This window comes from Nocardia mangyaensis, assembly GCF_001886715.1.
GTDB lineage: Bacteria > Actinomycetota > Actinomycetes > Mycobacteriales > Mycobacteriaceae > Nocardia > Nocardia mangyaensis.
In genome coordinates, this window is sequence record NZ_CP018082.1 from 6,460,921 (window position 1) to 6,487,501 (window position 26,581).

Consider the following 26,581-nt stretch of genomic DNA (forward strand, 5'->3'; position numbering starts at 1 on the left):
GCGAATCTGGTTCACCACGGCGGCGTGTGGCACGGCGACGCCCTTGGGGCGGCCGGTCGAGCCGGAGGTGAAGATGACGTAGGCCGGGTGCCGCGGGCGCAGCGCGGCGATGCGGTCGGCGTCGGTGACCTGCGTATCCGGGTACGCCGAGAGGTCGAGCGCATCGATGACCAAGGTCAGCGGGGTGGCCGCTTCGCCCTCGCCGCTCACGGCGGGGCGCGCGGTCGGGGCACCGTGTTCGGCCGAATCCGTGGACGCGACGTCGTCGATCCGGAACCCGTCGCGCGTGGTGGTGAGGACGACGACCGGCGCGGCCGTCTCCAGCACATACGCGATGCGGTCGGCGGGCTGGTCGAGGTCGAGCGGCACGTAGCCGCCACCGGCCGCCTGGACCGCGTACGCGGCCACGACCAGGTCGATACCGCGGCGCAGGCCGAGCGCGACCAGCGCCTCCGGGCCGACACCGGCATCGATCAGTCGATGCGCCAAACGGTGCACGCGCGAGGCGAATTCGGCATAGGTCAGCGTCGCACCGGCGGCCGGGTCGACCAGGGCGACCGCGTTCGGGGTCGCCGCTGCCTGCCGGGCGAACTCGTCGACGAGCGTGCCCGCTTCGGGCAGCTCACGCGCGGTGTCGTTCCACCCGCGCACAGCCTGTGCGGCCTCGGTGACATCGAGCAGGGCGATATCGCCGACCGGACGCTCCGGGGCCGCCGCGATCTGGGTGAGCAGTCGGGCGAACCGGGTGCCGAAGCGGTCCATGGTGGCCGCGTCGAACAGATCGGTGGCGTAGATCAGCTCGGCGACGATGCCCGACGGCGCATCCGCGGGCTTCGCAGCGTCGGACCGATCCGCTCCCGAGGCCCCTGTGTGGTCACGCTTCGCTTCCGTGGCCGCCGGGCGCTTCTCGGTGAGCACCACCTGCAGATCGAACTTGGCCACATCGATCGGCAGGTCGACGCCGCTGACCGTGAGGCCGGGCAGTTCGAGGCTGTTCTGGCCGGTGTTCTGGAAGGCCAGCATCACCTGGAACAGCGGGTGCCGTGCCTGCGAACGGGCCGGGTTGATGATCTCGACGAGCCGCTCGAACGGCAGGTCGGCGTGACCGAAGGCCGCGATGTCGGCCGCGCGGACCGAACCGAGCAGGTCGGTGAAGCTGGCGTCGCCGTCGACCTCGGTGCGCAGCACCAGGGTGTTGACGAACATGCCGATCAGATCGTCGAGCGCGCGCTCGCCCCGGCCCGCGATCGGGGTGCCGATGGCGATGTCGCGCTCACCGGACAGGCGCGAGAGCAGCAGCGCCAGCGCGGCGTGGGCGACCATGAACAGGGTCGCGCCACGGCTGCGGGCCAGTTCGGTCAGCGCCGCGTGGGTGCGCGCGTCGATCTCGAAGGTGTGGGTGGCGCCGCGTCCGCTCGCGAGGGCGGGACGCGGCCGGTCGGCGGGCAGGTCCAGCTGCTCGGGCAGGCCGCGCAGCCGCTCGCCCCAGAACGAGATCTGCTGGGCGATCACCGATTTCGCGTCGTCCTCGTAGCCGAGCACAGCACGCTGCCACAGGGCGAAGTCGGCGTACTGCACATCGAGGGGACGCCAGGCCGGTTCGGCGCCTTCGACGCGGGCGCTGTAGGCGGTCATCACGTCGCGGGTCAGCGGGCCCATGGAGAAGCCGTCGGCGGAGATGTGGTGCACGACGAGGGCGAGCACGTGTTCGGTGGGGCTCACCTCGAACAGCGCGGCCCGGAACGGCACCTCGGCGGTGACATCGAAGGCGGTGCGCACCAGCGCCGAAAGCCGCTGCGGCAGTTCGGTGTCGGTGGTCTCGATCGGCGCGAGATCGGGAATGACCTTGCCGGTCGGGACGATCACCTGGTGGGCCGCGCCGGCGACCTCCGGGTAGTAGGTGCGCAGCGACTCGTGGCGGGCCAGCACATCGGCCACCGCCACCTGCAGCGCCTGCCGGTCGAGCAGGCCCGACAACCGCACGGCGGCCGGGATGTTGTCGACCGCCGATTCGGGATCGAAGCGGTTGAGGAACCACATGCGCTGCTGCGCCAGCGACAGCGGCACCCGCTCGCCGCGCTGCTGGGGCACCAGCGGCGCGCGCCGGTCGGTGCCGGAGTGCGTCTCGGCGCGGGCGGCCAGCCCGGCGACCGTGGACGACTCGAACAGCTCGCGCACGCCGATATCGGTTTCCAGCGCCGCCGACAGGCGGGCGGCGACCTGGGTGGCGGTCAGCGAGTTGCCGCCGAGGGCGAAGAAGTCGTCGTCGAGACCGACGCGGTCGAGGCCGAGCACCCCGGCGAAGGTGGCGGCGACGATCTCCTCGACCGGGGTGGTCGGGGCGCGGAACACCGCGGCTTCGAACACCGGCGCGGGCAGCGCCTTGCGGTCGAGCTTGCCGGAGGCGTTGAGCGGGAACTCGTCGAGGACGATGATCACCGCGGGCACCATGTAGGCGGGCAGGTTGTTGCCCAATTCCTCGCGGGCGTCCTCGACATCGACGGCTCGCCCGATCGCCGGGATGACGTAGGCCACCAGCTGATCGCCGGTGTGCTGGTCGCCGCGCACGACGACCACCGACTGGGCGACCTCGTCGAGACCGGTCAGCGCCGACTCGATCTCACCCAGCTCGATCCGCAGACCACGCAGCTTGACCTGGAAGTCGGTGCGGCCCAGGTACTCCAGCTCACCGTGCTCGGTCCAGGCGACGAGATCACCGGTGCGGTACATGCGCTCGCCGAGTTCGGAGAACGGGTCGGCGACGAAACGATCCGCAGTCAGGTCGGGACGGGCGACATAGCCGCGCGCCAGCTGGGTGCCCGCGAGGTAGAGCTCACCCGCCACACCCACCGGCACGGGCCGCAGACGCGCGTCGAGGACGTAGACCTGGGTGTTGAACACCGGCGCACCGATCGGCACCATGTCGGTGTCGGCGTCGACGACCTCGTGGAAGGTGACGTCGACCGCGGCCTCGGTGGGGCCGTACAGGTTGTGCAGGGCCGCACCGGTGAGCTCGCGCAGACGGTGGGCGGGCTTGGGCGGCAAGGCCTCACCGGAGGCGAACACCATGCGCAGCGACCCGCACTGCGCGGCGGCGGCATCGGCGACGAAGACCGCGAGCATCGACGGCACGAAGTGCGTGACGGTGACGCCCTCGGCGCGGATGGTCTCGGCCAGATACGCCGGATCACGATGACCATCCGGCTTCGCCACGACCAGGCGCGCACCGATCTGCAAAGGCCAGAAGAACTCCCACACCGACACGTCGAAGGTTGCCGGGGTCTTCTGCAGGATCACATCGTCAGCGGTCAGGCCGTACTGCTCCTGCATCCAGACCAGGCGGTTCACGATCGCGCCATGGCTGACCGCGACACCCTTCGGACGACCCGTCGAACCCGAGGTGAAGATCACGTAGGCGGTGTTCGAAGAACGCAGCGGCACAGTGCGTTCGGCGTCGGTGACGCGGGTGTCGGTGTAGCCGTCCAGATCGAGCAGATCGATGCGGACCTGCGCGGTGTCGGTCTCCAGATCGACGCCGGAGGTGAGCACACACACCGGATCCGCCGTCGCCAGAATGTATTCCGTGCGCTCGGCCGGGTGATCGGGATCCAGCGGCACATAGGCGCCACCGGCCACGCTCACCGCGTACATGCCGACCACCAGGTCGATCGAGCGGCGCATGCCCAGCGCGACAAAGGTTTCCGGGCCGACACCGCGATCGACGAGCCAACGCGCCAGGCGGTAGACCCGCTGGGCGAACTCGGCGTAGGACAGACTCGTGCCCTCGTAGGTCAGGGCGGTGGCCTGCGGGGTACGCGCCAGCTGGGCCTCGAACAGCGAGACCAGGGTGGCCGTGGTGTCGACCTCGTGCGCGGTGGCGTTCCAGTCACGCACGACCAGGTCGCGTTCGGCGGTGTCGAGCAGCTCGATATCACCCACGGCGACAGCCGGTTCCGTGGTGATCGCGGTGAGCACCCGGACCAGACGCTCGGCGATGCGGTGCACGGTGGCGGCGTCGAACAGCTCGCTCAGGTACCCGGCGCGAATGCGGAGCCGGGTATCGAGCTGGGCGATCAGCGACAGCGGGTAGTGGGTGGCGTCGGCGGCGTCGACGCCCGTGACGGCCATGCCGTCGATGTCGGCGGCCTGGGCCTTGATGCCCTCGGCGTCGACCGGGTAGGACTCGAAGACCACCAGCGAGTCGAACAGCCCACCGATCCCGGCGGCCGACTGGATCTCGGCCAGGCCGATGTAGTGGTGATCGAGCAGGTCGGCCTGCTCGATCTGGGTACGAGTGAGCACCTCGCGCACCGTCTCGGCGGCGTCGAAGCGCACGCGCACCGGGACGGTGTTGATGAACAGGCCGACCATGGATTCCACGCCGGACAGCTGGGCGGGACGGCCGGAGACGGTGGTGCCGAACAACACGTCGTCACGGCCGGTCATCCGGCCGAGCACGATCGACCAGGCCACCTGCAGCACCGTGTTCGGCGTGACGCCGAGGTCGGCGGCCAGCGCGACCAAGCGGGCGGTGGTGGCCTCGTCCAGGTCGAACAGGTACTCCTCGGACAGCGCGGCGATCTCCCGGCTGGCGTCGGGACGGGCCAGCAGCGTCGGTTCGGTGACGCCGCGCAGCGCGTCGGACCAGGCGGCCACCGAGACCGCGTGATCCTGCTGGGCGATCCATTCCAGGAAGTGGCGGTAGGAGCGGACCGCGGGCAGCGCGCTGGAGTCTCCGTGCAGGGCGTAGAGCGCGAGCAGGTCGCGCATGACCAGCGGCGTCGACCAGCCGTCGAGCAGGATGTGATGGTTGGAGACCACGAAGCGCCACTCGTGCTCGGCGACCTGGATCAAGGTGAACCGGATCAGCGGCGGGGCGGCCAGATCGAAGCGGGCGTTGCGATCGGCCTCGACCAGGTCGGCGAACTCGCCCGATTCGGTGCGATCGTGTTCGGTCCAGGCCACGCGGGCGGTGTCGAGGACGACCTGCACGGCATTGCCGTCGTGGTCGGTGACGAACGCGGTGCGCAGCGTCTCGTGCCGGTCGAGCAGGGCCTGGGCGGCGGCGCGCAGCCGGGTGGCGTCGACCCGGCCGGTGAGCGTCAGGACCGCCTGCGCGGTGTAGACGTCGACCGAGGTGGCGGCCAGGCGGGCGTGGAAGAACAGACCGGCCTGCAGGGCGGCCAGCGGCCAGACCTGGGTCAGCGCGGGGTAGCGCTGCTCCCAGCCGTCGATATCGCGCTGGGTGGCGCGCACGAGCGCGAAGTCCGACGGCGTGTGACCGCCCGCGCCCGAGGAGTTGGCATGGCGGGCGACGGCTTCCAGCGCGCTGACCCACAGGTCGGCGAATTCGCGGACCTCGGCCTCGTCGAGCAGGGTGCTCGGGTAGCCGATGTTGGCGCTGAGCTTGTCGCCGACCACGATCGCGTTGACGTCCAGCGGCGCCATGGCGGGCATGTCGGCGTCGTAGGCGCCGCCGAGGGTGGCCAGCTCGGGCGCGGGGATCCAGCCGAAGCCGCGCAGGGCGTCGGGCACGTCGGAATCGGCCACGCGGCCGAGGTAGTTGAAGCTGATCTGGCCGGGCAGTTGGGTGGGCAGGTCCGCGGCGGTCTCGGCGTTCATGTAGCGCAGCAGGCCGTAGCCGATGCCCTTGTCGGGCACGGCGAGCAGTTGTTCCTTGACCGCCTTGACGGCCTGACCCAGCGCGGGTCCACCGGCGAGCGCGGCGTCGAGGTCGATCCCGGCCAGGTCGAGGCGGACCGGGAAGATCGCGGTGAACCAGCCGACCGTGCGGGACAGATCGGCGCCGGGCGCGATCTCCTCCTCACGACCGTGGCCCTCGAGCCGGACCAGCAGCGCGTCACTGTCGGTCCGCGAGCCACGGCTGCCGTTGCCGTGTGCGTTGGCCGTACCGGCACGGGTGGCACGCCACTTGGCGGCGGCCAGGGCCAGTGCGGTGAGCAGGCCATCGTTCACGCCACCGTGGAACAGGGCGGGAACGGTGGTGAGCAGGGCCTTGGTGACCTCGGCGGACACCTCGACCGGCAGCTTCTCGATGACGCCGGAGACGTCGATCGCCGGGTCCATCGGCCGCTCGGTGAGCAGCGGATCGGGCGTGTCGACGACCGCGCGCCAGAAGTCGAGTTCGGCGGCGCGCTCGGGGGTGCGGGCCTCATCGGCCAGCGCGTGCGCCCAGGCCCGCATGGAGGTCGCCGGGGCGACCAGTTCGGGCTGCTGACCGGCGGAGAGCTGGCCCCAAGCCGCGACGAAGTCGGGGACGAGGATGCGCCAGGAGACGCCGTCGACCACGAGGTGGTGGGCCAGGACGATCAGTCGTCCGGCTCGCGCCGAGTCGGTGGATTTCGCGGCGGTGTCGTCGGTGCCGGACAGGGAGACCGTCGGTGTGGAACTGGTCTCGGTGGGCTCGAGCCACACGAAGCGGACCACGACGCCCGCCGCCGGATCGAGCCGGTCCAGGCCGGCATCCAGTGCGGCCGAGGCGATCTCGACGAGTTCGGCGTCGGTGACGTTGGCGTCGAAGGTGCTGTGATCGATCAGCGCGTCGGCATCGACGGCGCCGACCGGCGCGGTGTCGACGATCCAGCGGCCGTCGACCCGGTGCAGGCGCGCCCGCAGCATGTCGTGGCGGTCGATCACCGCGCCGACGGTGGCGGCGATACCCGCGCGATCGATCCCGACCGGCAGTTCCAGCGCCATGGTCTGGTTGAACCGGTCGAACGAGCCGGACCGCTCGGCCATGAACCGGACCACCGGGGTCAGCGGCATCTCACCGACACCACCACCCGGCAGCTCGGCCAGCGCGACCGCGGAAGCCGCTGCCACATCAGCGGTTTCGGCGACCGACGCCAGGCCGGCGACGGTGCGCTGCTCGAAGACGTGGCGTGGGGTGAACAGCACGCCACGAGCCTTGGCCCGCGAGACGAGCTGGATGGAGACGATCGAGTCGCCGCCGAGGGCGAAGAACGAATCGTCGACACCGACCCGCTCCACGCCGAGGACCTCGGCGAACACCTCGGCGATGGTCTGCTCGATGGAACTGCGCGCGGCCCGGAAGGTGACCTCGGTGGCGAACACCGGCTCGGGCAGCGCCTTGCGGTCGAGCTTGCCGACCGGGGTCAGCGGCACCCGGTCGATCACCATGATCGACGAGGGCACCATGTAGGCGGGCAGGCGATCCTCGACGTGCGCGGTGAGCGCCGCGACATCGATCGAATGACCCGGCGCGGCAACCACATACGCGACCAGCGAGACCGCGCCCGCGGTGCTCTTGTGGCCGATGGTGGTGGCGAAGTCGACGGTCTCGTGCGCGGCGAGAGCGGAGTCGATCTCGCCCAGTTCGATACGGAAGCCGCGGATCTTGACCTGGAAGTCGGAGCGGCCGACGTATTCGACCGTACGCTCGCCGGTCCAGCGGACCACGTCTCCGGTGCGGTACATCCGCTCGCCCGAGACGAACGGGTCGGCGACGAAACGGTCGGCGGTGAGTCCGGCACGGGCGTGGTAGCCGCGGGCCAGCTGGATGCCCGACAGATACAGCTCACCCGCGACACCCACCGGAACGGGCTGGAGCTGGGCGTCCAGGATCAGCGAGCGCATACCGCGGGTCGGGCCACCGATGGTGACCAGTTCGCCCGGCACCAGCGCGTCGCTGATGTTGGTCATGATCGTGGTCTCGGTGGGGCCGTAGCCGTTGTGGAAGGCGCGAGTCGTGCCGTCCGCCAACCGAACCGCCCACTTCGACACCAGATCGGCGGGTACCGCTTCGCCACCGGCGACCAGCACCCGCAGCGAGTCGAGACCGCTGGGATCGAAGGTCGCCAGGGCGGCGGGGGTGATGAAGGCGTGGGTGACCCGCTCGGCGCGGATCAGTTCCGAGAGCTCGTCGCCGCCGTAGACACCCGGCGGGACGACGACCAGCGCGCCGCCGCGGGCCAGGGCCAGCAGCAGTTCCAGGATCGAGGCGTCGAACGAGGGCGAAGCGAAATGCAGTGCGCGCGTGTCGGTGTCGAGGGCGTAGCGCTGTGCCTGCTCCTCGCCGAAGTTCGCCAGACCGGCGTGGGTGACCACGACACCCTTGGGCACGCCGGTGGAGCCGGAGGTGTAGATGACGTAGGCGGGCTGTTCGGGGGTGGTCGGGCGGACCAGCTCCGCGTCAGCGATCGGGCCGCCGTCGAAGGCGTCCAGGTCCAGCTCGTCGAGCACCAGCCAGCGGGCGGACTCGGGCAGGCCCGCGCGTACGGAGGCCACCGTGAGACCCAGCGGAGAGCCGGAGTCGGTGACCATGTGCGCGATGCGGTCGGCCGGGTAGGTCGGGTCGACCGGGACGAAGGCGGCGCCGGTCTTGGCCACGGCCCAGGCGGCGAACACCGAGTCGGCCGAGCGCGGGACGCCGACCGCGACGAGGTCTTCGGCGCCGATGCCCTCCGCGATCAGCAAGCGCGCCAAGCGGTTCGAACGCTCGTCGAGCTCGGCGTAGGACAGACTCGTCCCTTGGAACACGACGGCGGGGCCGGTGGGGTTCTGGGCCACGGCCTCGGCGATCAGGGTGCGCAGGGTTCGCGCGGGAACCGGCGGCTCGCCGACCCGGAACACCAGGTCGGACCGCTCGGCGGCATCGAGGACGTCGATGGCGCCGACGGTCATCGAGGCATCGGCGGCAACGGCCTCCAGCACTCGCTGCCAGCGCACGGCGATGCCGGCGACGGTGTCCTCGTCGAACAGTTCGGTGGCGTAGTTCAGTGCCAACGCCATGCCGCCACTGCCGGGTTCACCCAGCTCGGACAGGGTGAACTGCAGGTCGAAGCGGGCGACGCTCTCGTCGAGGTCGAGCGCGGAGACCGCGAGGCCGGGCAGTTCGAGGGTGGTGCGGTCCAGGTTCTGGAAGGCCAGCATCACCTGGAACAGCGGGTTACGCGACTGCGAGCGCTCGGGCGCCAGGAGTTCCACCAGGCGTTCGAAGGGCACGTCAGCGTTGCCGTAGGCGTCGAGGTCGGTCTTACGGGCCTGCTCGAGCAGGTCGGTGAACGACTCGGCCGGGCGCACACCGGTACGCAGCACCAGAGTGTTGACGAACATGCCGACCAGGCCATCGAGGGCCTGCTCGCCACGGCCCGCGATCGGGGTGCCGATGGCGACGTCATCGGAGCCGGAGAGGCGAGCCAGCAGCACCGCCAACGCGGTGTGCATAACCATGAACAGCGACGCACCCTGGCGGCGGGCCACCTCGTCGAGCTTGGCGATCAGCTCGGGCGAGAGTTCGCGATGCACGGTCGCGCCGCGCAGTGAGGCGATAGCCGGACGCGGCCGGTCGAACGGCAGCGTCAATTCATCGGGGATGCCTGCGAGCTGCGACTGCCAGTAGCCGACCTGGCGCGACATCAGCGAGTCGGTGTCGTCCTCGGTGCCGAGTACGGCGCGCTGCCAGATGGCGAAATCGGCGTACTGCACCGGCAGCGGAGCCCAGCCTGGCGCGGTGCCCTGCGCACGAGCCGTATAGGCGCGCATCACATCGCGGGTCAGCGGTGCGATGGAGAAACCGTCGGCGGCGATGTGGTGCACGACCACCACCAACACGTGCTCGGCGGCGATGCGACCCGTGTGCTCGGTGGCAGCGGTGCTACCAACAGGCTCGGACGCACTCGCTGAGCGGGTCTCACCAGTCCTGTCGTCGGTCGCGGCGACCCGGAACAGCCGGGCGCGCAGCGGAACCTGTTCGGCCACATCGAAACCGGTGGAAACGAACTCGGTGACCGTGCCGAACAGCTCGTCGTGGGCGACCGTGACCGGCCGCAGATCCAGCGAGATGCGTTCGGCGGCAACGATCTGCTGCACCGGCGTGCCACCGTGCTCGGGGTAACGGGTGCGCAGCGATTCGTGCCTGCGCACCAGATCGGCGAGGGCGAGCGAGAGCGCCTCGGTGTCGAGATCGCCGGTGAGGCGGATCGCGACGGGCAGGTTGTACGCGGCGGAGGTGGTGTCGTACTTGTTGAGGAACCACATGCGCTGCTGGGCGAACGACAGCGGAACCAGTTCGTCCTCGGCGCGCTCACGGGCGACCAGCGCCGCGCGGGCGGTGCCGCCGGTGTGCGATTCCACCCGGGCCGCGAGGGCTTCCACGGTCGAGGCTTCGAACAGCGCGCGCACCGGCACGGTGGCGCCGAGGGCGGCGCCGATGCGAGCCACCACGCGGGTGGCGATGAGCGAGTTGCCGCCGAGGTCGAAGAAGTCGTCGTCGACGCCGACCCGATCCAGGCCGAGCACATCGGCGAAGACCGCGGCGACGGCCTCCTGCACCGGCGTGACCGGGGCGCGGAAGGCGCGCGCCTGCACCGCCGGGGCGGGCAGCGCGCGCCGATCCAGCTTGCCGTTGACGGTCAGCGGGATCCATTCCAGGCGGACCAGCGCCGCCGGAACCATGTAGGCGGGTAGCTGTTCGGCCGCACCGGTGCGCACCACATCGAGGTCGGGCACGAGCTCGCCCTCGGCGACGACGTAGGCGACGATCCGCTGGTCGCCCGGGTGGTCCTCGCGCACGATCACCGCGGCCTGGGCGATGCCCGGCTGCGCGAGCACGGCGGCCTCGATCTCACCGAGTTCGATGCGGAAGCCGCGAACCTTGACCTGATCGTCGGCACGGCCGAGGTACTCGAGCTCGCCGAAGCGGTTCCAGCGCGCGAGGTCGCCGGAACGGTACAGCCGCGAGCCGCCCTGGTTCGGGCCGGCCAGGGGGTTGGCGACGAAGCGGGTGGCGGTCAGGTCGGGGCGTCCGAGGTAGCCGCGCGCCAACTGCGGTCCCGCGACATACATTTCGCCCGCGACACCCACCGGTACCGGCCGCAGCCGGCTGTCCAGGACGTAGACGCCCAGACCCGCGATGGCCCGGCCGACGACCGAACCCGCAGCGGCGGCAATGGTTTGCGCGTCCAGCGCGCGGAACGACACGTGCACCGTGGTCTCGGTGATGCCGTACATGTTCACCAGCGTCGGCGAGCTGTCGCCGTGGCGGGCGACCCAATCCGAGAGGCGGCGCAGCTCCAGCGCCTCGCCACCGAACACCACATAGCGCAGAGCCAGGGGTTCCAGGCCGGGCCCGGCGTTCCGGTCGGCCTCGGCCAGCTGGTAGAACGCCGAGGGCGTCTGGTTGAGCACGGTGACCTGCTCGACGCGCAGCAGTTCCAGGAACTGCTCGGGCGAGCGAGAGGTGTAGTAGTCGACGACGATCAGCGAGCCGCCGAACAGCAGCGGACCCCACAGCTCCCACACCGAGAAGTCGAAGGCGTAGGAGTGGAAAAGAGTCCACACATCGCGTGGGCCGAAGCCGAAATCGCGGTCGGTGTTGGCGAACAGGCGCACCACGTTGCGGTGCGCGACCGCGACGCCCTTGGGGCGGCCGGTCGAACCCGAGGTGTAGATGACGTAGGCGACGTGGTCCGGCGAGAGTGGGGACAGCCGGTCGGCGTCGGTGATCGGCGCGTCGTCGGCGTCCTCGATATTGCCGGTCTCCACGGCGAAACCGTCGAGCACCACCGAGGGCAGATGCGCCGGCACCGTCACCTGGACGGTCGAATCCAGGACCACGCTGGTGGGCTGGGAGTCCTCGAGCACGTAGGCGATGCGCTCGGCCGGGTAGGTCGGGTCGACCGGTACATAGCCCGCGCCGGTCTTGACCACCGCGAGCAGCGCGACGACCAGGTCCAGCGAGCGCGGCAGGATCACCGCGACCAGCGACTCCGGGCCTGCGCCGTCGTCGATCAGCCTGCGCGCCAGGACATTCGCGCGCCGGTCGAGCTCGGCGTAGGTCAGCGACTCGACGCCGAACTTGGCGGCGATGCGGTCCGGATGGGCCACGGCCGCGGCGTCGAACAGGTCGACCAGGGTGGTGTGCTTGTTCCCGAACAGCCCACGCCGGTGACCGGCCGGGGTGCTGGCGTCGTGGATCACCGGCAGGGCGATCGCGTCGACGCCCGAGGACACCCAGCGCTGGGCGACATCGCGCTGTTCGGCCTCGCCGAGCAGGTCGATGTCGCCGACGATCACGTCCGGGTCCTCGGCCACGCTGCGCAGGATGCGCACCAGACGGTCACCGAAGGCGGCGACGGTCTCGGCGTCGAACAGATCGGTGGCGTAGTTCCACGACATGGCCAGCGAGCCGTCGGCGGCCTCGCCCACGGTCAGCTGCACATCGAATTTGGCTGTGCCCGGGTCGAAGTCGACCACATCGAGGTCGAGGCCGGGCAGCGCCACAGTGCCGGTGTCGGCGGCGGTGGCCGCCTCGAAGGTGAGCGCCACCTGGAACAGCGGGTGGTGCGCCTGCGAGCGGGTGGGGCTGAGCACGTCGACGAGCCGCTCGAACGGCACGTCGGCATTGGCGAAGGCCGACAGGTCGACCTTGCGCACCTGCTCGAGCAGATCGCCGAAGCGCCCGCCCAGGTCGACCTCGCTGCGCAGCACCAGGGTGTTGACGAACATGCCGACCAGGTCGTCGAGGGTGCGCTCGCCGCGACCGGCGATCGGGGTGCCGATCGCGATGTCGGTGCTGTTGGACAGGCGCGCGGCCCAGGTGGCCAGCGCCGCGTGCATCACCATGAACAGGGTCACGCCGCGGGCGCGGGCGATCGCGGTGAGCGCGCGGTGCAGCTCGGCGTCGATGGTGAACCGGTGCAGGTCACCGGCATTGGTGGCGATCTCCGGGCGCGGCCGGTCGGCGGGGAGTTCGAGCTGGTCGGGCAGATCACGCAGCTGCTCGGTCCAGTAGCCGATCTGACTCGCCGCGACGGACTCGGGATCGGTCTCGGAGCCGAGCACCTCACGCTGCCACAGCGTGTAGTCGGCGTAGTGCACCTCGAGCGGGGCCCAGGCCGGGACCTCGCCTCGGGCGCGCTCGGTGTAGGCGACGACGACATCGCGCAGCAGCGGCCGCAGCGAGAAACCGTCACCGCTGATGTGGTGCATGACCAGCACGGCCACGTGTTCGGTACGACCGGCGACCGCGCCACGATCCTCGACGCGCAGCAGGCTCGCGCGGAACGGCACCTCACGGGTCACGTCGAAGTGCGCGCCGGCCAGCTCGACCACCCGGGCGACCACGTCGGTGGCGGCGACCGGCTGGGCGGGCAGTGCGAAGCGGACCTCGTCGGCGGGCAGGATCTGCTGATAGCCCGCGCCTTCGACCTCCGGGTAGAAGGTGCGCAGGGTCTCGTGGCGGGCCGTCACGTCGGCGATGGCCGCCTCCAGCGCGGCGACATCGAGCTCACCGGTGAGCCGGATCGCGACCGGGATGTTGTTGACCGCGGTGCGGTTGTCGAAGCGGTTGAGGAACCACATCCGCTGCTGAGCCTGTGACAGCGGCACCAGCTCCGGGCGCGGACGCGGGGTCAGCGGGACGCGACCGCCGCGACCGGTGGACAACTCGACGCGGGTCGCGAGCGCGCCCACCGTCGAGGCCTCGAACAGCGCGCGCAGCGGCACCTGGGTGTCGAGTGCCTCCGACAGCCGGGCCGCGACCCGGGTGGCGACCAGCGAGTTGCCGCCGAGTGCGAAGAAGTCGTCGTCGAGGCCGACCTGACCGACGCCGAGCACCTCGGCGAAGGTGGCCGCGACGATCTGCTGCACCGGAGTGACCGGCGCCTGGAAGGTCTTCGCGGCGAACACCGGCGCGGGCAGCGCCTTGCGATCGAGCTTGCCGGAAGCGTTGAGCGGGAACGCGTTCAGCACCACATAGGCCGCGGGCACCATGTACACCGGCAGTTCGGTGCCGAGCGCGTCCTTGACCGCGTCGGTGTCGACCGTGGCACCCGGCTGCGGGATGAGGTAGGCGACCAGCTGGTCGCCGGTGTGCTCGTCGGCGCGAACCACGACCACCGACTGGGCGATCGTCGGCAGCGCGGTGAGCGCCGACTCGATCTCGCCGAGTTCGATGCGCAGGCCGCGCAGCTTCACCTGGAAGTCGGTGCGGCCCAGGTATTCCAGCTCACCGTCGACGGTCCAGGTGACCAGGTCGCCGGTGCGGTACATGCGCTCGCCCGGATGGAACGGGTCGGCGACGAAACGGTCCATGGTGAGGTCGGCACGGCCCACGTAGCCGTGCGCCAGCTGCACACCCGCCAGATACAGCTCACCCGCGACACCCACCGGCACCGGGCGCAGGCGCGAATCCAGCACGTAGAGCCGGGTGTTGAAGACCGGGGCGCCGATCGGCACCGTGTCGGTGTCGGTGTCGGTGACCTCGTGATAGGTCACGTCGACCGCGGCCTCGGTGGGGCCGTAGAGGTTGTGCAACGCGGCACCGGTCAGCTCGCGCAGGCGCTGCGCGGTGGGCACCGGCAGCGCCTCGCCGGAGGCGAACACATTGCGCAGCGAGACACAGTCCGCGGCAAGAGGTTCGGTGACGAACACGGCCATCATCGACGGCACGAAGTGCACCGTGGTGACCTGCTCGGCCGCGATCAGCCGGGCCAGGTAGGCCGGATCGCGGTGCCCGTCGGGCTTGGCGACGACCAGGCGCGCACCGACCTGCAGCGGCCAGAAGAACTCCCACACCGACACGTCGAAGGTGGCCGGGGTCTTCTGCAGCACCACGTCGTCGGCGGCCAGGCCGTAGGCGGCGTGCATCCACACCAAGCGGTTGACGATCGCCGCGTGGCTGACCGCCACACCCTTCGGGCGACCGGTCGAACCGGAAGTGAAGATGACATAGGCGGTGTTGTCCGAGCGCAGCGGGCGATGCCGATCGGCATCGGTGACCGGCGCGCTCGAATGCCCGGACAGGTCGAGTTCGTCGATGCGCACTTCGCGCCCGGCGGCTCCCGGCAGTGACGCCCCGGAAGTCAGCACGCACACCGGCTGCGCGGTCTCGAGGATGTGCTCGATGCGCTCGGCCGGGTGATCGGGGTCCAGCGGCACGTACGCGCCGCCGGCCGCGGACACGGCGTACATGCCGACCAGCAGGTCGAGTGAGCGCCGCATGCCCAGTGCCACATACGATTCCGGGCCGACCCCGGCATCCTTGAGCCAGCGCGCGAGCTGACGCACCCGCACCGCGAACTCGGCGTAGGACAGACTCGTCCCCTCGAAGGTGAGCGCGGTCGCGTCGGGGGTCCGTGCGACCTGCGCCTCGAACAGGGCGTTGAGGGTGGCCGGGTCGTCGTCGCTGGGGGTGCTCAGCGCGGCGTCGACGGCGAACTCGGTGTCGTTCCACCGGTCGAGCACCAGGGTGCGCTCGGCGGGATCGAGCAGGTCGATGTCGCCGACGGCGACCGTGGAATCGGCGACGACGGCGGTGAGCACGCGCAGCAGGCGCGCGCCGAAGGTGGCGGCGAACCCGGCGTCGAACAGGTCGGTGGCGTAGACGAGTTCGGCATCCATGTGGCTGTCGTCGTCGGCCGGGACCTCGCTGAGCGCGAGTTGCAGGTCGAACTTGGCCGTGTGCTGGTCGATGCCCAGCTCCGAGACCGTCAGGCCCGGCAGCTCCAGGGTGGTGCGACCCAGGTTCTGGAACGAGAGCATCACCTGGAACAACGGGTGCCGTGCCTGCGAACGGGCCGGGTTGAGCACCTCGACGAGGCGCTCGAACGGCACATCGGCATGGGCGAAGGCGGCCAGATCGTTCTCGCGGACCTGGCCGAGCAGCCTGGTGAAGGCGACCGCGGGATCGACCTGGGCACGCAGCACCAGGGTGTTGACGAACATGCCGACCAGATCGTCGAGCGCCTGCTCGCCACGGCCGGCGACGGGGATGCCGACGGCGATGTCGGAGGTGCCCGACAAGCGCGACAGCAACGCGGCGAAGGCGCTGTGCACCACCATGAACAGCGTGGTGCCGTGCTCGTGGGCCACCCGGTTCAGGGCCTCGACCAGCTCGCCGGGCACCTCGAAGCGATGCGTGCCCGCCTGGTAGCTGGCCTGCGCGGGCCGCGACTTGTGGCCGAGGCGCAGCTCGTCGGGCAGATCGGCCAGCGCGCCGCGCCAGTAGTCGAGCTGCTCGGAGATCAGCGAGGTGGGATCGTCCTCGTCGCCGAGGGTTTCGCGCTGCCACAGCGCGTAGTCCACGTACTGCACGGCCAGCGGCGGCCAGCCCGGCTCGGCGTTGCCGGTGCGGGCGACGTAGGCGGTCATCAGGTCGCGCACCAGCGGACGCAGCGAGAAACCGTCGGCGGCGATGTGGTGGACCACCATCACCAGCACGTGCTCGCGCTCGCTCAGCTCGTAGACCCGAAGGCGCACAGGGGCGTTCGCGGTGACGTCGAAGCCGCGGCGGGCGAACTCGTAGAGCGAGGCCGCCATGTCGGTCTCGTCGACCTCGACGAGTTCGACAGCGGGAATCGAGACCGCGGCGGCGAGCACCTTCTGGAAGGCGGTGCCGTCGTGGGAGGGGTAGACGGTGCGCAGCGACTCGTGCCGGGCGATGACGTCGGCGACCGCGCCGCGCAGGGCGGGCAGATCGAGCAGGCCCTGCAGGCGCACCGCGACCGGGATGTTGTAGGTGCCGGTGTCCCCCGCGTCGGTGAGGTCGAAGCGGTTGAGGAACCACATCCGTTGCTGGGCCAGCGACAGCGGCGGATGCTCCGGCCGCGGCCGGGCTGCCAGCTCGGCCCGCACCCCGGTGCCGGCATGCGATTCGACGCGGGCCGCGAGCGCCCCGACGGTCGGCGCCTCGAACAGGGTGCGCACGCCGACCTCGGCGTCGAGCGCCTTGCTCAACCGGGCGGCGACCTGGGTGGCGACCAGCGAGTTGCCGCCCAGGGCGAAGAAGTCGTCGTCCACGCCGACCCGGTCGGCGCCGAGCAGATCGGCGAAGATCTCCGCGACGATCTCCTCGATCGGGGTCGAGGGCGCCCGGAACTGCTTGGCCTCGAACACCGGCGCGGGCAGCGCCTTGCGATCGAGCTTGCCGGAGGCGTTGAGCGGGAAGGCATCCAGCACGACCAGCGCGGACGGCACCATGTAGGCCGGGAGCTCGGCGGTGACACCCGCCTTCACCGCGGCCACATCGAGTCCCGAATCCGGTTGCGGCACCAGGTAACCCACGAGCTGGTCACCGGCGTGCGCGTCGGCGCGCACCACGACGACCGACTGCGCGACGCCCGGCTGGGCCAGCAGCGTGGCCTCGATCTCGCCGAGCTCGATGCGCAGACCGCGCAGCTTCACCTGGAAGTCGGTGCGGCCCAGGTAGTTCAGTTCCCCTTCGCGCGTCCAGGTGACCAGGTCACCGGTGCGGTACATCCGCGAACCGGCCGCGCCGTAGGGATTGGCGACGAAGCGGTCAGCGGTGAGGTCGGCCCGGTTGAGGTAGCCGACGGCGAGCTGATCGCCCGCCAGATACAGCTCACCCGCGACCCCGGGAGCCACCGGGTGCAGCCGCGAATCCAGCACGAACACCTTGGTGTTCCACACCGGACGGCCGATCGGCACCGACTCCACATCGGTGTCGAGGACCTCGTGATAGGTGACGTCGACCGCGGCCTCGGTGGGGCCGTACAGGTTGTGCAGGCGGGCGCCGGTGAGTTCGCGCAGCCGCTGCGCGGTGGGCGCGGGCAACGCCTCACCGGAGGCGAACACCTGCCGCAGGCGCACCGCGCTGCCGTTACCGTTGCTGCCCAGAGTCGAGACGAACACCGACAGCATCGACGGCACGAAGTGCGCGGTGGTGATGCCGCGTTCGGCGATGACCTGCGCCAGGTACACCGGATCGCGGTGGCCCTCGGGCTTGGCCACGACCAGGCGCGCACCGGTCTGCAAGGGCCAGAAGAACTCCCACACCGACACGTCGAAGGTGGCCGGGGTCTTCTGCAGCACCGCGTCGGCGGCATCGATCGGGTACTCGTGCTGCATCCACAGCAGCCGGTTGACGATCGCGGCGTGATCGACCGCCACGCCCTTGGGCCGACCGGTCGAGCCCGACGTGAAGATCACATAGGCGGTATTGGTCGTCCGCAGCGGCTTGACCCGCTCGGCATCGGTGATCGGGGCGCCGCTGAAATCGGCGGGCGCCTCGATGTTCTCGACGGCCAGCACGGTGACACCGTCGGCCTCGAAGTTGTCGCGGCGGCTGGTGAGCACCAGGCGCGGTTGAGCGGTCCCGATGATGTGGCCGATGCGATCGGCGGGCTGATCGGGGTCGAGCGGCACGTACGCCGCGCCCGCCTGCAGCACCGCGTACATGGCCACGACCAACTCGGTCGAGCGCCGGATCGCCAGTGCCACATGCGCACCAGGGCCGACGCCGTCGGCGATCAGGCGGCGGGCGATGCGATTGGCCCGCTCCTGCAGTTCGAGATAGGACAGCGACTCGTTCTCGAAGACCAGCGCGACCGCGTCGGGGGTCCGTGCCACCTGGGCGTCGAACAGCGAGACCAGAGTCGCCTCGGGCACCGCGCGCGCGGTGTCGTTCCAGTCGACCAGGACCTGCGCGTGCTCCTCGGGGGCGAGCAGGTCGATGTCACCGACCGCCACCTCGGGATCGGCGACGATCGCGGCGAAGATGTTGTCGAGCCTGCGGGCGAACGCCGCGATGGTCGATTCCTCGAAAAGATCCAGCGCGTAGGAGAACTCGGCCGACATGCCGCCGACCTCACCGTCGGTGTCCTGCACCTCGGTGAGCGTCAGCTGGAGATCGAACTTGGCCAGCTGGGCGTCGTAGTCGATGCCGCTGACCGACAGGCCGGGCAGCTGCAGCGAGGCCTGCTTGTTGTTCTGGAACGACAGCATCACCTGGAACAGCGGGTGCCGCGCCTGCGACCGAGTCGGGTTGAGGACCTCGACGAGCCGCTCGAACGGCACATCGGCGTGCGCGAAGGCCTGCAGGTCGGTTTCGCGGGCCTGGTCGAGCAGGGTCGCGAAACCGGTGGCGCCGTCCACCTCGGTGCGCAGCACCAGGGTGTTGACGAACATGCCGACCAGGTCGTCGAGCGCTTGGTCGCCGCGGCCGGCCACCGGGGTGCCGATCGCGATGTCGGCGGTCCCGCTGGCGCGGGCCAGCAGTACGGCCAGCGCGCTGTGCATGACCATGAACAGCGAGGCGTTGTAGCGGCGCCCCAATTCGACCAGGGCGCGCTGGGTCTCGCTCGCGATGACGAAACTGTAGGTGCCGCCACGGTAGGTGGCAGCGGGCGGACGCGGATGGTCGGCGGGCAGCACCAGTTCGTCGGGCAGATCGGCGAGTTCGCGGGCCCAGTAGTCGATCTCGGAGGAGATCAGCGAGGCCGGGTCGTCCTCGGAACCGAGCACCTCGCGCTGCCACAGCGCGTAATCGGCGTACTGGACCGGCAATTCGGCCCAGGTCGGCGCCTCCCACGAGGTACGCGCCGCGTAGGCGACGATCACATCGCGCGACAGCGGCGCCATCGACCAGCCGTCGGCGGAGATGTGGTGCACCACCATGCCGAGTACGTACTCGGTCTCACTGATCTCGAAAAGCCTCGCGTGCAGCGGGACTTCGCTGGTCACGTCGAAGGCCATCGAGGCCAGGTCGATCAGGTGGTCGATGAGGTTGTCCTCGGTGACCCGGTACGGGGTGAGGTCGGGCACGATCTGCGCCGCGTCCAGCACCACCTGCACGGGGCCGGTGCCGGATTCGGGGAACACGGTGCGCAGCGACTCGTGCCGGTCGATCACGTCGATCACGGCGACCTGCAGCGCGGCCACGTCGAGCTCGCCGGACAGCCGGATCGCGACCGGGATGTTGTTGACCGCCGAGCCGGTGTCGAAGCGGTTGAGGAACCACATCCGCTGCTGAGCCAGCGACAGCGGCACCCGCTCGGGGCGCTCGCGGGCGACGAGCGCCTTGCGCGCGCCGTCACCGGCCTGGGACTCCACCCGCGCGGCCAGCGCGGCGACGGTGGGTGCCTCGAACAGCATGCGCACCGGGACACGGGTGTCCAGGGCGATGCCGATGCGGGAGGCGACCTGGGTGGCGATCAGCGAGTTGCCGCCCAGCTCGAAGAAGTCGTCCTCGACACCGACCCGCGACAGCTCGAGCACGTCGGCGAAGACCTGCGCGACGATCTGCTCGATCGGTGTGGTGGGCGCGCGGAACTCGCGCACCTCGAACACCGGTGCGGGCAGCGCGCGGCGATCGAGCTTGCCGTTGACGGTCAGCGGGACCGCGTCGAGCACCATGATCGACGAGGGCACCATGTACGCGGGCAGTCGCTGCGCCACGTGCTCGGTGAGTTCGGTGACCTCGATCGAACGGCCCGGCACGGCGACGACATAGGACACCAGCGAGGTGCTGCCGCCGTTGTTCTTGTGACCGATGCTGACCGCGAAGTCGACGGTCTCGTGCGAAGCCAGCGCCGAGTCGATCTCGCCGAGCTCGATGCGGAAGCCGCGCACCTTCACCTGGAAGTCGGAGCGCCCGACGTACTCGACATTGCGGTCGGCGGTCCAGCGCACCACGTCACCGGTGCGGTACATCCGCTGACCGGGCACGTACGGGTTGGCGACGAAACGGTCGGCGGTCAGCGCGGGCCGCGCGTGGTAGCCGCGCGCCATGCCGACACCGGCGATGTAGAGCTCACCGGCGACACCGGCCGGAACCGGGCGCAGGCGGTCGTCGAGGATCAGCGAGTGGGCGCCGCGGATGGGACCGCCGATGACGACCCGCTCCCCCGGGATCAGGCCCTCGCTGAGGTTGGAGGCGATGGTGGTCTCGGTGGGCCCGTAGACATTGCCGAGCATGCGCCGCGAGCCGTTGGGCAGGCGCACCGCCCACTTGGTGACCAGCTCCGGCGGCACCGCCTCGCCACCGGCCGCGAGCACCCGCAGGTGATCGAGGCCGCGCGCGTCGAAGGTGGCCAGCGCGGCCGGGGTCACGAACGCGTGCGTGACCTCCTCGGTGATCAGGATGTCGCGCAGTTCCTCGCCGCCGTACACCCCCGGCGGGACCACGACGAGCGTGCCGCCGCGACCGAGCGCGAGCAGCAGTTCCAGCACCGAGGCGTCGAACGAGGGCGAGGCGAAATGCAGTGCGCGGGTATCGGAGTCGAGCGAGTACAGGTCGATCTGCTCGGCGCAGAAGTTGGCGACGCTGGCATGGGTGACCACGACGCCCTTGGGCACACCGGTGGAACCGGAGGTGTAGATCAGGTACGCGGGCTGCGCGGGATCGGTCTGGCGCACCAGCTCGCGCGGGGCGAGCGAGGCGTCGGAGAAGTCGTCGAGGTCGAGATCGTCGATCTCGAGCCAGCGCACACCGGAGTCCTCGGCGTGGCCGGGCAGCACTCCCGCCTCGGCGGTGACCGTGAGGCCAACGGACACACCGGCATCGGCGATCATGTGTGCGATGCGGTCGGCCGGGTAGTTCGGGTCGACGGGCACGAACGCGGCGCCGGTCTTGGCGACCGACCACACCGCGAGCACCGACTCCAACGAGCGCGGCACGGCGACCGCGACGAAGTCCTCGGCGCCGAGGCCCTGCTGGATCAGCAAGCGGGCCAACTGGTTCGAGCGGCGATCGAGCTCACCGTAGGACACAGCTGTCCCCTCGAACACCACCGCGGTCGCCTCGGTGTCGCGGGCCGCTTGCGCCATCAGCTGCGGCAGGGTGCGCGCGACGGCGGCGGGTGCGCCCACCCGGGTGACCAGGTCGGCGCGTTCGGCGTCGTCGAGCACGTCGATCGCGCCGACGGTGACGGCCGGATCGGCCAGAATCGCGGCGAGCACGCGCCGCCAGCGCAGCAGCAGTTCCTCGACGGTGGACTGGTCGAACAGGTCGATCGCGTAGGTGAGCACGCCGGTCATGCCCGACAGGGCGCCGGCGCCGGTGTGCTCTTCGGTCAGCGTCCACTGCAGGTCGAACTTGGCCATGTCGACCTCGACCTCGTCGGCGTTGACCGTGAGACCGGGTAGCTCCAGGGTGCCGTGCGACATCTCCTGGAACGACAGCACCACCTGGAACAACGGGTGGCGCGCCTGCGAGCGCGAGGGGTTGAGCACGTCGACGAGCCGCTCGAACGGCACATCGGCGTTGGCGAACGCCGACAGGTCGGTGTCGCGGGTGCTGGCCAGGAACTCGGCGAACGGCTGAGCCGGGTCGACATCGGAACGCAGCACCAGAGTGTTGACGAACATGCCGATCAGGTCGTCGAGCGCCTGCTCGCCGCGACCCGCGATGGGCGTGCCGACGGCGATGTCGGTGGTGCCCGACAGCCGCGCCAGCAGCACCGCGAGCGAGGCGTGCACGACCATGAACAGCGTGACGCCGTTGGCGCGGGCCAGCGCCGCCAGCTGCTCGTGGGTGTCGGCGTCGATCTCGAAGCCGACGCGCGCGCCGCGGAAGCTCTGCTGCTGCGGGCGCGGGCGGTCACTGGGCAGGTCGAGCTGGTCGGGTAGGCCGTCGAGCGCACGCTGCCAGTAGTCGAGCTGACGCGCGGCCATCGAGGTCGGATCGGACTCGAGGCCGAGCAGTTCGCGCTGCCACAGCGTGTAGTCGCGGTACTGCACCGGCAACGGCGCCCAGGCCGGGGCCTCGCCCGCCGAGCGGGCCAGGTAGGCGGTGGCGACGTCGCGAGCCAGCGGGCCGAAGGAGAAGCCGTCGGCGGCGATGTGGTGTACGACGAAGGCGACCGCGAATTCCGATGTGCCCGCGTCGCGACGGGCGGACTCGGAGGCGGCTGCGGAGCGTGACCACGGAGAGCCCTCGGGAGCGGCGCCGTTCGAGGCAGCGGTTCCGCTGGTCACCTGGTAGATCCGCACGCGGATCGGCAGTTCCAGGGTGACGTCGAAACCGGTGGAGGCGAAGTCGATCAGCGCCTCGCGCAGCAGCGGCTGCTCGATCGGCGTCACGGTGATGCCGAGGTCGAACTCGTCGGCGCCGAGCACACGCTGGAAGCCACCGTCGGCGTCGGGGAAGATCGTGCGCAGCGATTCCTGGCGCACCACAACGTCATCGAGCGCGGCGATCAACGCGTCGACGTCGACGCGGCCCTTCATCTGCACGACGAAGGGCAGGTTGTAGGTCGGCACGGTGGGATCGAACTGGTTGATGAACCACATCCGCTGCTGGGCCAGCGACAGCGGCACCTGCTCGGGATGCGGCTGGGCGACCAGCGGCGGCCGGGTGGAAATCTCGGCGGGCGTGGCGGATTCGGCCCGCGCGGCCAGTCCGGCCACGGTCGGGGTCTCGAACAGCGCGCGGACACCGAGCTGGATACCGAAGGCAGCGCCGATGCGGGCCACCACCTGAGTGGCGACCAGCGAGTTGCCGCCGAGCTCGAAGAAGTTGTCGTCGGCGCCGACCCGCTCCTGGCTCAGCACATCGGCGAAGATCCCGGCCACGATCTGCTCGGCCGGGGTGCGCGGGGCACGGAACCCGCCCGCGGCAGCGGTGAACACGGGCTCGGGCAGGGCCTTGCGGTCGAGCTTGCCCGAGGTGTTGAGCGGGAACGCGTCGAGCACCATGATCGACGCGGGCACCATGTAGGTCGGCAGTTTCTCGCCGACGAAGCGGGCCAGCGTGGTCGGATCGGCGGACTGGCCCGGCGCGGGGACCACGTAGGCCACCAACTGCTGGCCGGTGGCGGTGTCGACCACCAGCACCGCGGCCTGGCTGACACTCGGATGCGCGAGCAGGTCGGTCTCGATCTCGCCGAGCTCGATGCGCTGACCGCGGAACTTCACCTGGAAGTCGGTGCGGCCGATGTACTCCAGGACACCCTCGGTGTTCCAGCGCACCAGGTCACCGGTGCGGTACATGCGCTCGCCGGGACCACCGACGGGGTTGGCGACGAAGCGGTCCGAGGTCAGGTCGGGGCGGCCGCGGTAGCAGCGCGCCAGCTGACGGCCCGCCAGATACAGCTCACCCGGAGCGCCGATCGCGGCCGGGCGCAGGCGCGAATCCAATACGTAGACTTCGACATTCCACTCGGGAATACCGATCGGCACCGTGACGGTGTCGGCTTCGGTGGCCTCCCAGTAGGTCACCGAGACCGCGGCCTCGGTGGGGCCGTACAGGTTGTGCAGACCGGCATCGGAGATCGCGCGCAGCCCGGCGGCGGTCTCCGGCGGCAGCGCCTCACCGATCACGAAAACCGCACGCAGCGTGGCGCATTGGGCCGCAGTGGCGTGTGAGACGAAGACCGTGAGCATCGACGGCACGAAGTCGGTCACGGTGACGCCGTGCCGCTCGATCATGTCCGCCACGTAGAGCGGGTCGCGATGGCCGTCGGGCGAGGCGATGACCAGCTTGGCGCCGACCATCAGCGGCAGGAAGTAGCCCCACAGCGACACGTCGAAGGTGGTGGCGGTCTTCTGCAGGTAGACGTCGTCGGCGGTCAACCGGTATTCGTCGAGCATCCACAGCTCTTGGTTGACGATCGCGTGATGGGTCACCGCGACGCCTTTGGGGCGGCCGGTCGAACCCGAGGTGTAGATGACGTAGGCGGTGTTGTCCGGGCGCAGCGGGGACAGGCGCTCGTCGTCGGTGATCGGGGTGTCGGCGTAGGCGGAGGTGTCGAGGGTGTCGATCTCGACCTTGGCCACCGACTCCGGGAGGTCCAGATCGTCGGTGGTGGTGGTCAATACGCAGACCGGTGCCGCGGACTCGAGGATGTAGGCGGTGCGGTCGGCCGGATGATCCGGGTCGATCGGCACGTACGCGCCACCGGCTCGCAGCACCGCGTGCATGCCGACGACCAGCTCGAGCGAACGCCGCATGCCGAGGGCTACCAGAGATTCCGGGCCGACGCCGTCGGCGATCAGGAAGCGCGCAAGGCGGTTGACCTGCTTGCCGAACTCGGCGTAGGTGAGGGTCTCGCCCTCGAAGTCCAGGGCGATACTGCCCGGCGTCAACGGGATCTGGGCGTCGAGGAGCGCGGGCAGCGTGGTCGCGGGGACCTCGTGCGCGGAGTCGTTCCACTCGAGCAGTGAGCGTTCCAGCTCGGCGACGCCGGTGACCGGCAGCCGCCAGACCGGCAGCTCGGCCTCGGCGGCCAGGAAGCGGTCGAAGAACTCCAGGAACCGGGCGTGGTGGGTCTGCGCGTCGGCGGCGGAGTAGAGGTTCGGGTTGGTCTCGAAGTCGATGTGGGAGCGGGTGCCACCGTGCGACTGATAGAAGTTGACGCCGAGGTCTTCGATACTGCCCGTGGAGAGCACGTTGAGCGTGCCCTCCATGTCGCCGAAGCGCAGGTGGTTGTCGAACAGCATGATGTTGACCCACGGACCGAAGAACTCGGTCGAGACCATGCCCTCGCCCGCGGAGTCACGGCGGATGTCCTCGTGGCGGTAGCGCTGATGGCGCAGGGCGCCGGAGACCTCCGTGGTGACCGAGCGCAGCAGTTCGGCGACGGTGGTGTCGTGCCCGACGCGCAGGCGCAGCGGCACGATGTTGGAGGTCGCGCCGCCCGAGCGACGCATGATCGCGGTGGTGCGCGCGGTGACCGGGAGGCTGAGGATGACGTCCTCGGCGCCGGTGATCTGGGCCAGGTAGGCGGCGAAGCCGGCGATCAGCAGCGGCGCGGCGGTGCTGTCGTGGCGGGCGATGGCCGCGGCGAGCAGGTCGTCCTGGGCCTGGGACAGGGCGGCGCTGGTGATGTCGTTGACCGGCGAGGGCGGGGCGGAGCGGCCGGTGAGGCTGCTGCCCTCTTCCAGTCCGGCCACCCGCTGGGCCCAGTGGGCCTTGTCGGATTCGAAGCGGGTGCTGTCGCGGTAGGCGATCTCGGTCTCGTAGAGCGAGCGCAGATCGGTGGCCTTGTTCTCCGGCGCGGGCGTGCCGGAGACCGCGGCGGTATAGAGCTGTGCCGTGCGGTTGACGAAGTTGTTGGCGCCGAACCCGTCGAGCACGATGTGGTGGACGCGGGCGTACCAGTACCAGTGCTCGTCGTCGAGTTGCAGCGCGGCGGCCTGCACGAGACGGTCGGCGACGATGTCGAGCGGGCGGCTGTACTCCGCGCGCATCCACTCGGCGGCGGCGGCCTCGGGATCGGCCGCGCCACGTAGGTCGACATAGATCAGCGTCGCGTCCTGAGACGGGTCGATGGTCTGCATCGGTTCGCCGTCGACCTCGACGATGCGCAGCCAGCCCGACTCCAGGTCGGTCGCCGCGCCCGCGCTCGCGCGCTCTAGTGCGGCGACATCGAGGCGTCCACGCAGGTCGACGTACTGGGCGATATTGATCGGCACCTGTGGGTCGACGTGCTGCGCGTACCAGATACCGAGCTGAGCGGGCGAGAGCGGGAAGTACTCCGGAGAGTCTCCACGTCCGTCACCAGTTTCGCCGTTTCCGCCGAAATCCAGCCGGTCCAACCCAAACCTCGCTTCCGGAACACCTAGTCAGCGCTCCCCGACGACACCGGAACGCAGGCGCCCCAGCCAGAACTAGCGTGGCGCCTGCGTCTCGGGTTCAGTTCTCGAAATCAATCAGGCAAAAATGTCCATTGGCACTATCTGTCGGCTCGGCCGATCTCGTTACATGGCCGAGACCATGCTCGTGACCGTCCGGCTGCCAGCGCCGGTGTGCTCGTCGCAAACCATCGCACCAATCTACCGGTGCGCCCGCCCCGCAACCAACCACATCCATAGCGACGCGGCATCGGGCCAGGTGAGCCGCCCACCCCGAGTTTGCTGA

The 26,581-nt window shown here is 70.3% G+C and carries 1 protein-coding gene (cut by a window edge); it reads right to left on the bottom strand.

The window, feature by feature from the left end:
- Positions 1-26,259 carry the 5' portion of a non-ribosomal peptide synthetase gene (locus BOX37_RS29365; RefSeq protein ID WP_084760358.1) on the bottom strand. Its footprint begins 18,366 nt before the window's first position, so the window shows 26,259 of its 44,625 coding nt (coding positions 1-26,259); it begins with the start codon at positions 26,257-26,259; the stop codon falls past the left edge of the window.
- Positions 26,260-26,581 lie beyond the last annotated feature (322 nt).